Annotated in this window: 9 protein-coding genes and 1 tRNA gene; 4 read left to right on the top strand and 6 right to left on the bottom strand. The window is 49.8% G+C overall.

Features of this window, described 5'->3' with window-relative positions:
• Positions 1-92: 92 nt before the first annotated feature.
• The gene (locus SD10_RS13165; protein ID WP_046574207.1) at positions 93-383 is read left to right on the top strand and encodes a hypothetical protein; all 291 of its coding nucleotides are present in this window, start codon (positions 93-95) and stop codon (positions 381-383) included.
• A gap of 123 nt (positions 384-506) precedes the next feature.
• Here the strand turns inward: SD10_RS13165 and SD10_RS13160 are convergent, their stop codons facing one another.
• From SD10_RS13160 to folP, 4 genes are all read right to left on the bottom strand, one after another.
• Positions 507-1997: a glutamate synthase subunit beta gene (locus SD10_RS13160; protein ID WP_046574206.1), complete on the bottom strand. Its 1491-nt coding sequence runs from the start codon at positions 1995-1997 to the stop codon at positions 507-509.
• A 206-nt stretch (positions 1998-2203) separates the two neighbouring features.
• Positions 2204-6778, bottom strand: a complete 4575-nt coding sequence (gltB, locus tag SD10_RS13155) for a glutamate synthase large subunit (protein WP_046574205.1) — start codon at positions 6776-6778, stop codon at positions 2204-2206.
• Between the two features lie 607 nt (positions 6779-7385).
• Positions 7386-7461 (bottom strand) — tRNA-Lys (locus tag SD10_RS13150).
• Between the two features lie 80 nt (positions 7462-7541).
• On the bottom strand, positions 7542-8384 hold the full coding sequence (gene folP, locus SD10_RS13145) for a dihydropteroate synthase (RefSeq protein WP_046574204.1): 843 nt from the start codon (positions 8382-8384) through the stop codon (positions 7542-7544).
• Positions 8385-8468: 84 nt separating this feature from the next.
• On the opposite strand from folP, the gene SD10_RS13140 reads away from it, so the two are divergent.
• The 3 genes from SD10_RS13140 to SD10_RS13130 all read left to right on the top strand — a co-directional run bounded on the left by SD10_RS13140 (position 8469) and on the right by SD10_RS13130 (position 10802).
• The gene (locus SD10_RS13140) at positions 8469-9038 is read left to right on the top strand and encodes a DUF1599 domain-containing protein (protein WP_082111592.1); all 570 of its coding nucleotides are present in this window, start codon (positions 8469-8471) and stop codon (positions 9036-9038) included.
• 32 nt (positions 9039-9070) lie between these two features.
• Complete coding sequence (locus tag SD10_RS13135) at positions 9071-10213, top strand: BT_3928 family protein (RefSeq protein ID WP_046579474.1); 1143 nt, start codon at positions 9071-9073, stop codon at positions 10211-10213.
• 82 nt (positions 10214-10295) lie between these two features.
• The gene (locus SD10_RS13130) at positions 10296-10802 is read left to right on the top strand and encodes a shikimate kinase (protein ID WP_046574202.1); all 507 of its coding nucleotides are present in this window, start codon (positions 10296-10298) and stop codon (positions 10800-10802) included.
• A 52-nt stretch (positions 10803-10854) separates the two neighbouring features.
• Here the strand turns inward: SD10_RS13130 and SD10_RS13125 are convergent, their stop codons facing one another.
• Positions 10855-12426 (bottom strand): hypothetical protein, encoded by a 1572-nt coding sequence (locus tag SD10_RS13125; RefSeq protein WP_046574201.1) that lies wholly within the window; start codon positions 12424-12426, stop codon positions 10855-10857.
• Positions 12427-12599: 173 nt separating this feature from the next.
• Positions 12600-13937 carry a hypothetical protein gene (locus tag SD10_RS13120; RefSeq protein ID WP_046574200.1) on the bottom strand — a complete coding sequence of 446 codons (1338 nt, stop codon included), beginning with the start codon at positions 13935-13937 and terminating at the stop codon, positions 12600-12602.
• Positions 13938-14175: the final 238 nt, after the last annotated feature.

The following is a 14175-nucleotide window of genomic DNA, read 5'->3' as shown; positions in this document are numbered from 1 at the left end:
CTTCCAAAAGTTTTTTACTCATTCACTTTGAAATACAAAGTACTTTATATTACATTTGTTCCATGAACTTTTTACTATAAAGAAATACGGTTATGCTTCTTCAAAACAAAAGACTGATCGGCATTGTGCTCACGGTAGCGCTTGTATTGTCTGTACCACTAATTGCGATGCAATTCACTCCTGAGGTGAACTGGAGCCCTTTCGATTTTATCGTGGCTGGCGTTTTACTGCTTGGCACGGGACTGTTGTGTGAGTTAGTGATTAGAAATGTAAAGAGAGTAAATTACCGAATTGCCATTTGTGGGGTAATCCTGCTCATGCTTGTTCTCATCTGGATCGAACTGGCTGTTGGCATCTTCGGAACACCGTTAGCTGGTAGTTAAGCGTTCGCTTGAAGCAAGACGATTTTCCAATCTGAATCCCATAAAAAAGCCCGATATCGAAGGATACCGGGCTTCATAATTATTAATAACGTACGATTTAGTCCAATCGAAACGGCTTATTGACTACTCTACCGCAATCATCGAAACGGCTTTGGCTTCGAGCCTGGTTTCGCCCATCAGGTAGCAGTCGGCGGCACGGGCGGCTTCACGGCCTTCCGAGATCGCCCATACGACCAAGGATTGACCCCGACGCATGTCGCCCGCAGCAAAAACTTTAGGATTGCTTAAGGATTGATAATTCGTGGCTTTTACGTTGCCTCGCTCGTCATATTCCAGACCAAGATCGTCGAGCAGGCCGTTGTGTTGTGGATGCAGGAAACCCGCGGCCAGGAGAGCCAGTTCGCAGGGAATTTCGCGCTCCGATCCGGGTAGTTCAACCATCTGCATCCGACCGTTTTCATTCTTCCAGGTCAGGTCCACAATCCGCAGCGCTTTCAGGTTACCCTGCTCATCGCCAACAAATTCTTTCGTATTGATTGACCAGTGACGGTCGCAGCCTTCCTCATGGGAGGTGCTGGTGCGTAGCATCATTGGCCAGTTGGGCCAGGGAGTGTTTTCTGCCCGGTCTTTCGGCGGCATTGGCATCAGTTCAATTTGCGTCACGCTCGTTGCCCCATGCCGGTTCGACGTACCTACACAGTCGGACCCCGTGTCGCCCCCGCCAATGACAACAACATTTTTGCCGGTGGCCAGCAATTCGCCATCACCATATTTCTGCCCCTGGTGATCGACTTCAACGGGCAGGTTCGCATTGCGCTTATTCTGCTGGCTCAGGAATTCCATCGCCGGGTAAATACCTTTCAGGTTACGGCCAGGAATTGGTAAGTCACGCGGTACGGTCGACCCACCGGTGAGCATGATCAGATCGAACTGATCCAGCAAGTCGTTGGCTTTCAGATGCACACCCACGTTAACGCCGGTTTTAAACATGATGCCTTCGGCTTCCATAACGGCCAATCGGCGGTCGATGGTCCATTTTTCCAGTTTGAAATCAGGGATACCGTAGCGTAGCAGGCCACCAATCTGATCGGCCCGTTCAAAAACAGTTACCGTATGACCGGCTTTATTTAATTGAGAAGCAGCCGCCAGCCCGGCAGGTCCGGAACCCACAACGGCGATCTGTTTTCCCGTACGCTCTTTGGGTGGTTTGGGCGTCACGTAGCCACGTTCAAAGGCCACTTCGGCAATTGATTTCTCAATGAACTCAATGGCAACGGGTGGTTTATTGATGCCTAATACACACGACGCTTCGCAGGGTGCGGGGCAAATACGTCCTGTAAACTCAGGAAAGTTATTGGTCGTAGCCAGAATCTCGTAGGCATAGGCCCAGTTCTGTTCGTAGACCGCGTCGTTGAACTCAGGAATTATATTTCCCAGTGGACAGCCGCTATGGCAGAAAGGGGTACCGCAGTCCATACACCGCGCGGCCTGCCGCTGCGAGTCCTGTTCAGAAAACGGAACCTCAATTTCCTTATAATCATGAATCCGCTGCTGCGGGTCGCGCTTTTTGGGTAGTTCACGCGTAAATTCTAAAAATCCGGTAGGTTTTCCCATCTTGTGTATCGGGCAGTTTCTAACGTTCCTTTCGATGGAACATCATATCCTGGTAATGCGTCCTAATGTTTTTAAAAGCCTTTTTAAGGGTGTAATTCCATTTCTGGAACATGCAGGATTGCTTTCGCCTGGTTGATTTTTTTGATTTGGCTTTGCGAGCGTGTTTCTACCGCAATTGTCTTACCATCTGCGGTAACGAACTCAACTTACCCCTGCGTCACATCAACCGTTATATCCTGATACACAATGTTCTTATCACGAATCTGTTCTGCCAGTGAGATGCCGCGTCCGGCCAGCGCTTTGCTGAAATCGCCGGGCATGACCTTCACAAACCGATGGATTTGCTCGTTCCAGTTCTCAAGAAGAGCGAGCGCAACATTGCTGGTCGTGTACTGGAAGTGCTTCTCGACGTATTCGCGGATGATGCCCTGATCTTCGCCGGTGAGCTGCTCCAGGTTCACCATTTCGGGATTTACTTTCGACGCGAAGGTGCCGTCCTGATCGTAAACATAGGCCACACCACCCGACATACCAGCAGCAAAATTGCGGCCCGTTTGTCCCAGAATGATGGCCAGCCCACCCGTCATGTATTCGAGGCCGTGATCGCCCACGCCTTCCACCACAACTTTAGCACCGGAGTTACGGACGCAGAACCGTTCGCCCGCCATTCCCCGAATGAAAGCTTCGCCCGAGGTGGCTCCGTAGAATGTCACGTTACCGACGATGCTGTTCTCTTCCGGTTTGAACTGAGCAGTCCGGTCGGGATAGACAATCAACTGAGCGCCACAAAGTCCCTTCCCAAAGTAGTCATTGGCATCGCCTTCAAGTTCCAGTTTGATACCGGCCGTCGCGAAAGCACCAAAGCTCTGACCGGCGGTTCCCCGCAGTTTGATATGAATCGTACTGTCGGGTAGGCCAGGGCCGCCATACACTTTCGAGATTTCATTGGACAACATAGTGCCAATGCTTCGGTCGATATTTTGTACGGTAAATTCACCATAAACCGATTCGGCAGAGGACAGTGCTGGTTGCGCTACCTCAATCAGTTTCCGGTCGAGGACGTCGTCCAGATAGTGATTCTGTTCTTCCTGCTTGTAGAGCGCTACATCGAGGTTCGTCGGTTCTTTGTAGAGCAGAGCATTCAGGTTTACCCTTTTGTATTTCCAGTGTGGAAGATTATCGCGAACCTCAAGCATCTGTGCCTGACCAACCATTTCGTTGATCGTGCGGAAGCCAAGCTCAGCCATAATTTCGCGCAGCTCCATAGCCAGGAACGTGAACATATTAACGACGTGCTCGGGCTTACCTGTAAACAGCGCGCGTAGTTCTTTGTTCTGCGTCGCTACACCCACCGGGCAGGTATTCAGATGGCATTTCCGCATCATGATACAACCCGTTGCGACCAGTGCAGCCGTGGCAACACCAAATTCTTCGGCTCCTAGCAGGGCTGCAATCGCCAGATCACGGCCAGTGCGCATTTGTCCATCAGCCTGCACCGTTACACGGCCACGCAGCTTGTTCCGAACCAGTGTCTGGTGTGCTTCGGCCAGACCCAGTTCCCACGGCAGACCCGCGTGGCGGATCGACGACAGGGGAGAGGCTCCCGTACCGCCATCGTGACCCGAGATCAGGATGTGATCGGCGTGAGCTTTGGCCACCCCAGCCGCAATGGTACCAACGCCTGCTTCCGACACCAGTTTGACACTAATACGGGCAGCCCGGTTGGCATTTTTGAGGTCGGAAATAAGCTGTGCCAAATCCTCAATCGAATAAATATCGTGGTGAGGAGGGGGCGAAATCAAGCCAACACCAGGTGTGGAGTGGCGAGTCCGGCCGATCCAGTCATCGACTTTAAACCCAGGTAACTGACCACCTTCGCCGGGTTTGGCGCCCTGCGCCATCTTAATCTGCAACTCACGCGCATTGGTCAGGTAGTAACTCGTTACGCCAAAGCGCCCCGAGGCAACCTGCTTAATACCCGAATTCATGCTGTCACCATTGGCCAGGGGCGTATACCGTAGCTCGTCTTCGCCACCCTCGCCCGAATTGCTTTTGCCCCCGATGCGGTTCATGGCAATGGCCAGGGTGGTGTGCGCTTCCCATGAAATAGAACCGAAGGACATGGCTCCCGTGGCGAAGCGTTTGAAAATGCTTTCGATAGGCTCAACTTCCTCCAGAGGAACGGAGGCCCCCTTCTTAAACTTCAGCAGACCACGCAGCGTGATTGCTTTCTGCGACTGATCGTCAATCAGCTTGGAGTATTTCTTGAAAATCGCGTAATCGTTCTTTTGCGTCGATTGCTGAAGCAGGTGGATAGTGTCCGGGTTGAAAATGTGCTTTTCGCCCCGCTGTTTCCACTGATAAATACCGCCTACTTCCAGTCGGGGTGCCGACACCGGCATATCTGGGAACGCCACGCAGTGACGGACTAGAATCTCGCGGGCAATTTCGTCCAGACCCATGCCGCCGATGCGCGATACTGTACCCGTAAAGTAGCGGCTAACGACATCTTCGTTCAACCCGAGGCACTCAAAAATCATCGCGCCCTGGTATGATTGCAGGGTAGAGATACCCATCTTCGAGAAGATCTTGAGTAGCTCGCCGTTTACGGCCTTGATGTAATTCTTGTAGAGTTTATCCAGGTCATAATCCACCTGTAGCAACCCTTTCTCCTTCATATTGGCGATGGTTTCAAACGCCATGTACGGATTCACTCCCGACGCGCCATACCCGATAAGGGTGGCCACATGGTGTGTTTCCCAAACATCGCCCGCTTCAACGACAATACCTACCTTACCCCGTAATCCCTGACGAATGAGGTAGTGGTGAATTGCAGACGTCGACAGCAGCGACGGAATCGGGGCGTGGCTGGAGTCGATAGCCCGGTCGGATAGCACCAGAATCGAATACCCGTCCTGAATTGCATCTTCAGCATACCGGCAAATACGATCAAGAGCGCGTTCTAACGATTTTCCCTGCCCATCGGCTGTAAATAAACAGTTGATGGTTTTAGCCTGGAAGTTAGGTTTATCAATGAACCGAAGTTTATCAAACTCCTTCGTCGTCAATACGGGTTGATCCAGCTCCACCTGACGGCAATGCTTGGGCGACTCGCTCAGAAGGTTATACGTTGCCCCAACGAACGAAATCAACGACATAATCGACCGCTCGCGGATGGAGTCAATCGGTGGATTAGTCACTTGAGCGAACAACTGTTTGAAATAGTGGCTCATGTGCTGGCTCTGTTCCGATAGCACCGCCAGCGGCACATCGGTACCCATAGAGCCAAGCGCTTCTTTCCCTGTTTCCACCATCGGCGCCAGAATCATCCGCAGGTCTTCAGATGTGAAGCCGAACGCCTGCTGCATCCGCAGTAATTTTGCGGGATCGTAGTTACTGTACGTCCGAATGGGCGATTCCAGATCCTGAATCCGCACTTTGTTGTCGTCCAGCCATGCCTGATAGGGCTTGCGGGACGATATTTCTTCTTTAATCTCTTCGTCGGATACAATCCGCCCCTGTTCCATATCGACCAGGAACATTTTGCCGGGTTGCAGACGACCTTTAGAGACCACTTTGGCGGGATCAATATCGAGCACCCCAACCTCGGAGGCCATAATAACAGTATCGTCGTTGGTCACCCAGAAACGCGATGGGCGTAGGCCATTCCGGTCGAGGGTGGCTCCAACAATGCGGCCATCCGTGAAAGAAATTGACGCCGGACCATCCCAGGGCTCAATCAGTGCTGCGTGAAATTCATAGAACGCCTTCCGGACGGGGTCCATGTGATCGTTGCCATCCCAGGCTTCGGGAACAAGCATCATCATCACGTGCGGCAACGACCGTCCGCTCATGACAAGCAGTTCAATGGCATTATCGAGGTTTGCCGAGTCGGACTGACGCTGATCGCAAATGGGCAGCAGCATGTCCATTTCGTCTTTCGTAAACTTGGCCGACTCAAGGAGACCTTCAGCGGCTTTCATCCAGTTTACGTTGCCGCGCACGGTATTGATCTCACCGTTGTGAGCAATGTACCGGAATGGCTGGGCTAGTTTCCACGATGGAAACGTATTGGTCGAAAAGCGCGAATGGACAACGCCAAGCGCCGAAACAACCTCTTCATTCTGAAGGTCCGGGAAGTAGGGTTCCAGCTGAAGGGTCGTTAACTGACCTTTATAGGTAATTGTGCGGCACGAAAGTGACGAAAAGTAAAATGTATCTACACCGGCAATGGTTTCATTAATGATGCGGGTACTGTAATTACGCAGAATGTACAGTTTACGCTCAAAGTCTTCAGCGTTGGTAACATCGGCCGGGCGTTTGATAAATACCTGCTCCATTTGCGGTTCAGCCGAACGGGACCCGTTGCCAAGGTCACTGTTATTAACCGGCACAATCCGGTAGCAAAGAAGCTCCAGACCAAGCATTTTCATTTTCCGGTTCAGCACTGCCCGGCATTCCTCACGGAGCCAGACGTCTTTCGGAAAATACACCATCCCCACGCCATACTCGAGGGCGGGTGGTAAGTGAACGCCGAGCTTGCGGGTTTCATCAATAAAAAATTCGTGCGGAATCTGGATAAGCAGCCCGGCACCGTCGCCAGAATTTGGCTCGGAACCAACGGCACCCCGGTGCTCCATACGCCGAAGCATCTGGAGGGCATCCGCTACAATTTTGTGAGACTTGCGGCCTTTGATATGGGCCACAAAGCCGATACCGCAGTTATCATGTTCAAACTCGGGGCGGTAGAGTCCCGCCGTTTGGTCAACCTGATCAGACATGGTCGTAACAGTGTTGGGTAAGGTCGCTGTTTCTAGATCTTGATTGCCAAAATCGTAAAAAACAGAGACGATTATTGAGAAAAGCTAAATTAAAAGGTAGCCCAGGCTATAAATTAAATCAGAAGATGGTAGCCGGGCTGACGGGCGTTTGTGACAAAGTCATGCAATATACTACTAAAAAAATTTGGCAAAAATCGCTTTTGCCGGAATTTAATAGTAGACGGTCTTAATTATGAATTCGGTTATAATTGTTCTTGGAATATATCAATTATGGCCAACTCTCCTGTGAAATGAATCGCGCTAAATGTCAATAACTATTTTCATAGGTTACTAGTCATCCAATAAACTTTACGTACGATTTGACTGTGCAGGCTGACTTGTTAACCTTAAAGAACCTTGTTCTATCGGCTGGATACCTGCCTTGCTCGCCTTTGCCCAGTGGCAATACTGTCTCATGTACCAACCCATCAAGTAAGCAAAGAAGCGCTGTGCCGAGTAATTGAAGGTAAGCAAGTATAGGCAATGGTTAGCATAAGCTATTAAAAATGGCCGGTAAATAGATTGAACGACATAAAAAAAGCCACTCAACTGAGTGGCTTTAATTTTTTGGTGATCCGGCTGGGATTCGAACCCAGGACCCATACATTAAAAGTGTATTGCTCTACCAGCTGAGCTACCAGATCATTTTCCTGTTCGACAAACCAGCTGTTCGTCGTTTGGGAATGCAAAAGTAAGGTTTTGATTTTGTAAGCGCAAGCGAATGTTAAAAAAAAGTTAATCGCTGAGTGAGTTTTACGGCTTCTACGGCCTCCCGGACATCATGGACGCGTAGAATAGAGGCCCCTTTCAGGAGAGCCACCGTGTTTAAAACGGTCGTGCCATTTAAGGCATCTTCGGCTTTGATTTTCAAGGTTTTCCAGATGGTTGTTTTGCGCGAGAGACCTACCAGGATTGGTTCATCGAATACCTTGAAATCGTCCAGATAGTGCAGGAGTTCAAAATTTTGAGTGGGTGTCTTGGCAAAGCCAAATCCGGGGTCCAGAATTATATCCTTGTGCCCTAAAGATCGGAGTTCGGTTAGGCGAATGGCCAATTCGTCTATGATTTCGGTGGTTACATTCGTATAGGTCGCCATCGACTGCATCGTTTGGGGTGTGCCGCGTGTGTGCATCAGTATATAAGGAACGCCTAATTCAGCAACAGTGCCAAACATGGCAGGGTCCAACGTACCCCCCGCAATGTCGTTGACCAGAACCGCCCCCAAGGCTACCGCCTGCCGGGCCACCGACGCTCTGAAGGTGTCAATCGAGATCAGGGCTGTGGGGAAAGCCGCCAGGATAGCCTCAATGATGGGTAATACGCGATCGGCCTCTTCAGAAGGGCTGACCTCTGCTGCACCGGGCCGGGTCGAATAGCCGCCTATATCCAGAAACGTGGCCCCGTCCTGTAGCATCCGTTCGGCTGTAGCAACGGTATTGTTGAGTGACACACGGCTATCGGCAAAGAAAGAATCGGGGGTTATGTTCAGGATTCCCATGACGGCGGGCTGGGTCAAATCGACAAGGCGCCCCCGGCAGTTCAGCGTTTTTTTCGTAACTTTCGGCATAAAATAGGATTTTGGTTTACGGTTTTAGGTGCACTGTAACGAACCTGCAAACGACGGTAAACCGAATACTGTAAACTGAAAACCGTGCAAAATACCGAATCCGAATATCGGCAGGTTATCCAACGCTGCAAAGATTTATTTTTGAAAAAGAACCAGGACTATGGCACCGCCTGGCGAATTCTGCGCCTGCCCAGTATAACCGATCAGATTTTCATTAAAGCGCAACGCATTCGAACCTTGCAGGAAACGGGCGTTAGCCTAGTCGGAGAGGGGATCGAACCTGAGTTTGTGGGTATCATCAATTACTGTGTGATGGCGCTGATTCAGATTCAGTTGACTGGTAATACGGTGGTTGGCAATGACATTCCAACCAGTGAACTTGAAAAGCTATATGATGCTGAAATTGGCCGGGTTATTGATCTGCTGTTTGCCAAAAATCATGATTACGGTGAAGCCTGGCGTGATATGCGGGTCAGTTCTATGACGGATATCATTCTCATGAAGCTCCTTCGAACGAAGCAGATTGAGGATAATCAGGGAACGACATTAGTTTCGGAAGGCGTAGAGGCCAACTATATGGATATGATCAACTACGCCGTTTTCTGTTTGATTAAACTCAGTGACGCGGACATTCTGTCCGGCCAACAAAAATGACACCCGACGGGCATGACGTCCGCGTTACCTTCATGAACCCAACAACATCGCAACCTAAAGTTAAGACCGGCACACCACCCATGTTGATTGCCGCCCGTATCGCCCGAATTCTGGTCGGTATCATATTCATTTTTTCGGGCCTGATCAAACTCAATGATCCTGTTGGCACACAGATCAAGTTTGAAGAGTATTTCGAAGTTTTCGCGCAGGATTTACCCTTCATGCACGACTTCTTCATGGCGCTGGTACCCTTCACACTGGCGATGTCGGTGCTGTTTTGTGCCGCCGAAATTATTCTGGGTGTGGCCCTGCTGGCGTCTTATAAACCCAAAGTCACGGTCTGGCTGTTGTTTTTCCTGATTACGTTCTTTACGTTCCTGACGTTTTATTCGGCTTACTTCGACCGCGTGACCGACTGTGGTTGTTTTGGCGATGCCATCAAACTCAAACCCTGGACATCCTTTGGGAAAGACATTGTTCTGATGGTGTTAATTCTGTTTATCATTGGTCACCGAAACCGCCTTCGTTCCCGCAACACGGGCTGGCTGGTCGGGTTGACGATTGTATTCACAATAGGACTCGGTATCTATGCGGTTCAGTTTTTACCGCCTATCGACATGTTGCCGTATGCCGTTGGCAAGAGCATTCCAGCCCAGATGAAACCATCAGAGCCGTTGCGCTACAAGTACTTGATGGAGAAAGGCGGCAAAACAACGGAGTTCGAACAGTACCCGACCGACCAGAGCTATACTTTTAAAGAAATGGTTTTGGTGAACCCGAATGCCAAACCCAAGATAACCGATTACCGCATCTGGAATGATGAGGGTGACTTTACGCAGGAAACGTTTGCTGGTAATAAGCTCTTTATCATTGTGAAAAATATCAAGGATATCGATGCCGGTAGCTTGCCCGCTATTCGCGCACTGGTAGAAGGCCTGCAGGGCTCAATGGTAAAACCTTATATTCTGACGTCGACCAGCGACGACGAAATCAAGGCCTTTCGCAAGGAGTTTCAGTTGGAAAGTGTGCCCTATTATAAAGCCGATGCTACTGTTCTGAAAACGATCATGCGCTCGAACCCAGGTACCTGGTTGCTAAGCAATGGTACCGTACGGGGTAAATGGCACTTTAATTCGACGCCGAATGCGGCTGAGGTACTGGAAAAAGTAAAATGAGTGAAAGAGCGAAAGAGTGAATGAGTGGACTGCTGTTGATAGTACCACTCATTCGCTCTTTTGCTCTTTCACTCTTCAATACATGAAAAACATCTTCCTGATTGGCATGCCATCCTCTGGCAAGAGTACACTGGGTAAACGAATAGCCGATGCCCTGCATTATCGCTTTATAGACACCGACAAACTCATCATCAGGGAGGAGGGAAGGTCCATTGCTGAGATTTTTGCTGACTCGGGAGAAGATTACTTTCGGGAAGCCGAACAGCGGGTGTTACGAACAATCAAACCGGGTGGTAGTCTGGTTGTGTCAACGGGTGGGGGTATGCCTTGCTTTCATGAGAACATGGCTTATATCAACGCCACCGGTATCTCCGTGTTTTTGGATGTCCCGGTGGAGATTCTGGCAAAACGAATGTTGGTGCATGCCCAGGATGATCGCCCGCTCCACAGCCCGAGCGACCCCGAATTGCTGGCGAACTTAAGGCAACGCTATATCACTCGATTTCCTATTTACAGTCAGGCAAACGTCGTTGTGTCCGGCGAAACGACGGGCGATGAAATTCTGCAAAGAATAGGGAAATTGCTATAAACTAAGAAAGACGACCAAATTGGTCGTCTTTCTTAGTTTATACTGTATTATTTTAGAAAAACACACCGACAGATAACATAACACTCGTGCTCCGATTCGTGGTTGCAATGGTTGGTGTATCAACGGCATTGGGCAGTTCGAACGGCGTAAACCCTGATTTATAGGTCAGGTAAGTACCTGCCAGATCAGCAAAGAAGCGCTCATTGCGTACGCCTAAACCTGCCGACAATTGGATTCTGTCCCGGTCTGATTTTGCTACGCGGTCGAGGTCGATTTTGTAAGCACTGGGCAAATAAGCAACACCTGCCCGAAGCCGTAACAAGCCCGCTCGGATCTCAGCCCCTGCCCGAACGTTCACCACATTCTGATACGTTTCCTTCACGAATCCAGTTACATCATTTTTGAAATCGACGTTGTCCTGTTGGTTGGTGAATGAAGACGTACGAACGCGCATGCCTTGGTAACCAACGTATTCAGCCGTTGCGGTGATGAATCCGATTTTGCCACTACCCAAAAAATAGGTCGCTCCACCAGACGCCCGCAAAGGCGTTTGAAGGGAGTATTCAAAGTTGTTGGATGGGTCGAGTACATCGACGCTGTTTGTTTTCAATTGTAGGTTCGGGTCCTTAGCAACCGCCGTCAGCGTTTGCCCAAACACTTCGTTGGCACTGCTAAACGTTGGTGTTACGACCGTAGCTCCTACCTGCAATTGTGGACTCAATCTATACATCAAGCCAAGCGAAGCATTTATGCCATTTCCTGTAACATTGAAAGTGTTTGTTTGCCCATAATTGGAAAAGGTGACTCCCCCAACCGGACTTTCCAGAAAATTATATTCAGATGAATACTTCAGCCGGGTTAGCGCAATAGACCCACCGATGTATAACTTATCATCTAAGTTCCCAGCATACGAAATCGACCATTGAGAGTGGGCTCCTGATCGAGTGAGGGTTGCGCGCTGGTCTTTTTGTTTTGTCGCATCAAAACGCGTGTAAGGGGGGCCTGAACCGTTCGTGCCCAAATCAGTAGGATTGATAAGAAACAAGCCATAGGCGGCTGCTTCTCTAAAATCGGCGCTGCGGTCGCCGGGATAAAACGCGTTGCTCAGTTCTTGTTCACTATACTGGGCATTATTAGCGGCATTAATATAGGTCTGGGCAATGGACGAATTGGGGTTATTGTTCAACCCGCGTGCATCCGTATAGTTGTAAAAATTCGCCGATTGAGAAAACGAGATGCCAAAAGCGGTCCGGCGCCAGCGTCGATTGTTATCTGATCTTCCGGCCAGCACAAGACTTAGTTGACCAATGCTGAGTTTGCCACCTGTACTGTTCGTTTGCTGCCCCAGAAACGAATTCTGGTTGTTGACGGACGTATAGGTAGGGCTGATGCTTAATTCAGACCGATTGTAGAAAGCCAGACCAGCTGCATTACCAAACAGGTTACTGGCGTCGCCACCCAGGGCGGCATGGTTTCCACCAAGAGCCCGAAAACGGGCCGTACCGGTTTGAGTAAAGTCAGAATAACGGAAAGCGTCATCAGCATAGTCGAAAGCCGCTCCCTGACCAAATGCCAGCGGAGATAGTAGCACGAGGGCTACCGATAAGGAGAACTGTTTATTCATGTTTTTAATACGATTGGTGGCGTGTACTACGGGTTTTAGGACTTAGAACAAATTAAGATCTGAACGTTTAATAGGTCTCTGGCAATTACGTAGTCAGCACAACACATACAAAACGAAAATCCCCGCTAATTGTCCTGATCAGCGGGGATTTTTTCGAAAATTAATTTAGTGTATTAGCGTGGACCACGTCCGCCACCACCACTCGAGTGACCACCGCCACCAGAGGAGAAGCCGCCACCGCCACTATAGCTTGGTGCGCTATAGCTCCGGCTTGGCGCACTGTAATTTGGCTGCTGATAGCTGGGTTGAGCTTGTTGGTAGCTACCCCGGCTCTGGCTTTGATACGATGGCTGCTGATAGCTTGGCTGAGACTGCTGATAGCCGCTACGGCCGCCACCGCTATATCCACTGTTACCCGTAGAGGGCGTATAACTACCCCGGCTGCTTTCCCGTGGCCGTGCATAATAATCATTACCCGAATTGCTGTTGTAAGCTGGTGCTGTGGCAGGGGAGCTACTGGCTGAGCGGCCGTTTCCACTACCACTATTGTCGTAATAATAAGAACCCCGGCTACTACCATTGCTTGGCCGTGCATAATACCCGTCGCTACTACTACGTGTTGCTGTGCTGGCAGAGCCCGTATTGGCACTTCGGCCACCGCTTGGATTATAAGTGCGGGCTGAATTATCGAATGGCGCATTGAAGCGACCTGCCGAACGAGCTGTTGTGCGGCTGTATGTCCGGTTCCGGTATGGATCAGCACCGGCCACATAAACATTGTTTACGTAGACAGGACTACCGTAATACCCACTATAACCGAAGGGTGAATAGAAGGGACTGTAATAGCCACCATAGCCACCGAAGGCATACGAACTATAGAAAGGGTCGTAGCCACCATAGCCGAAGGGAGAGTAGCCGAATGGCGAATAAGCAAATGAGTTGCCATAAAAAGGCGAATAGAAGGGACTGCCGAAGCCAAACCCAAAACTATTATAGCCGCCATAGCCCCCAAACGCGCCTAAACCCAGGCCAAGTCCCAGACCACTGTAAAAACCAGTGTTGTTGAAACCCCAGCGATTCCAGCTATATGCCGATGTTGTAGCCGAGTTATAACCGTTTACGAAGCCTGAATTATAGGCATTCGTTCCCGTGTCGTTCCAGCCTGGATCAGGGGAAAGACCACGGTTGAGCTTACGGGCACTCAGGTCAGCATAGTATTCGTCCGTATTGCTGCTTCCGTTCGAATTATACGTCTGATCGTCAACATAGTCCGGGTTCGCATTACGCGATCGTTGCTGTTGCCGGTCAAGGCGTTGCTGCTGACGAGATGTCTGCGGAGCGACCGAAGAATAGTCGGATGAGTTACTGGCATACACGGCAGCGTTGCCGGAGTTGCCGTATAAATCATCCATCTCTCCTGCATTTTGGGCTGTTTGCTTACTGGAGCTACAACTCCAGATGCCCATCAGCGCGGCCAGAGATAGGTAGCGATATAAGGGTTGCGTTTTCATTTGGCCAAGGAATTGAAGTAATAAAGGCTCATATTGAGAACTCTTTCAATATATAACACAGGAATGACCTGTTTGATTACAAAAATAGACTAAAAACCTATCTTTGCAAGTTCTTGTCCATTAGATTCCATTTTGTTACTAAAGGTTTAATTCTATTTAAATAAAAGTTAGAAATAGTCCCTGGAGATTTAGGAAGAACCAAGGGTAGCCATCCTCAGCAGGTAAGGTCAAACGATTC

The organism is Spirosoma radiotolerans (assembly GCF_000974425.1).
GTDB lineage: Bacteria > Bacteroidota > Bacteroidia > Cytophagales > Spirosomataceae > Spirosoma > Spirosoma radiotolerans.
Note: the sequence above shows the minus strand (reverse complement) of the source record. Positions and strands in the feature narration are given on the sequence as shown.

Coding starts and splice junctions, on each gene's coding strand:
- SD10_RS13165 (WP_046574207.1), top strand. CDS start 93: ATGCTTCTTCAAAACAAAAGACTGATCGGCATTGTGCTCACGGTAGCG.
- SD10_RS13160 (WP_046574206.1), bottom strand. CDS start 1,997: ATGGGAAAACCTACCGGATTTTTAGAATTTACGCGTGAACTACCCAAA.
- gltB (WP_046574205.1), bottom strand. CDS start 6,778: ATGTCTGATCAGGTTGACCAAACGGCGGGACTCTACCGCCCCGAGTTT.
- folP (WP_046574204.1), bottom strand. CDS start 8,384: ATGCCGAAAGTTACGAAAAAAACGCTGAACTGCCGGGGGCGCCTTGTC.
- SD10_RS13135 (WP_046579474.1), top strand. CDS start 9,071: ATGAACCCAACAACATCGCAACCTAAAGTTAAGACCGGCACACCACCC.
- SD10_RS13130 (WP_046574202.1), top strand. CDS start 10,296: ATGAAAAACATCTTCCTGATTGGCATGCCATCCTCTGGCAAGAGTACA.
- SD10_RS13125 (WP_046574201.1), bottom strand. CDS start 12,426: ATGAATAAACAGTTCTCCTTATCGGTAGCCCTCGTGCTACTATCTCCG.
- SD10_RS13120 (WP_046574200.1), bottom strand. CDS start 13,937: ATGAAAACGCAACCCTTATATCGCTACCTATCTCTGGCCGCGCTGATG.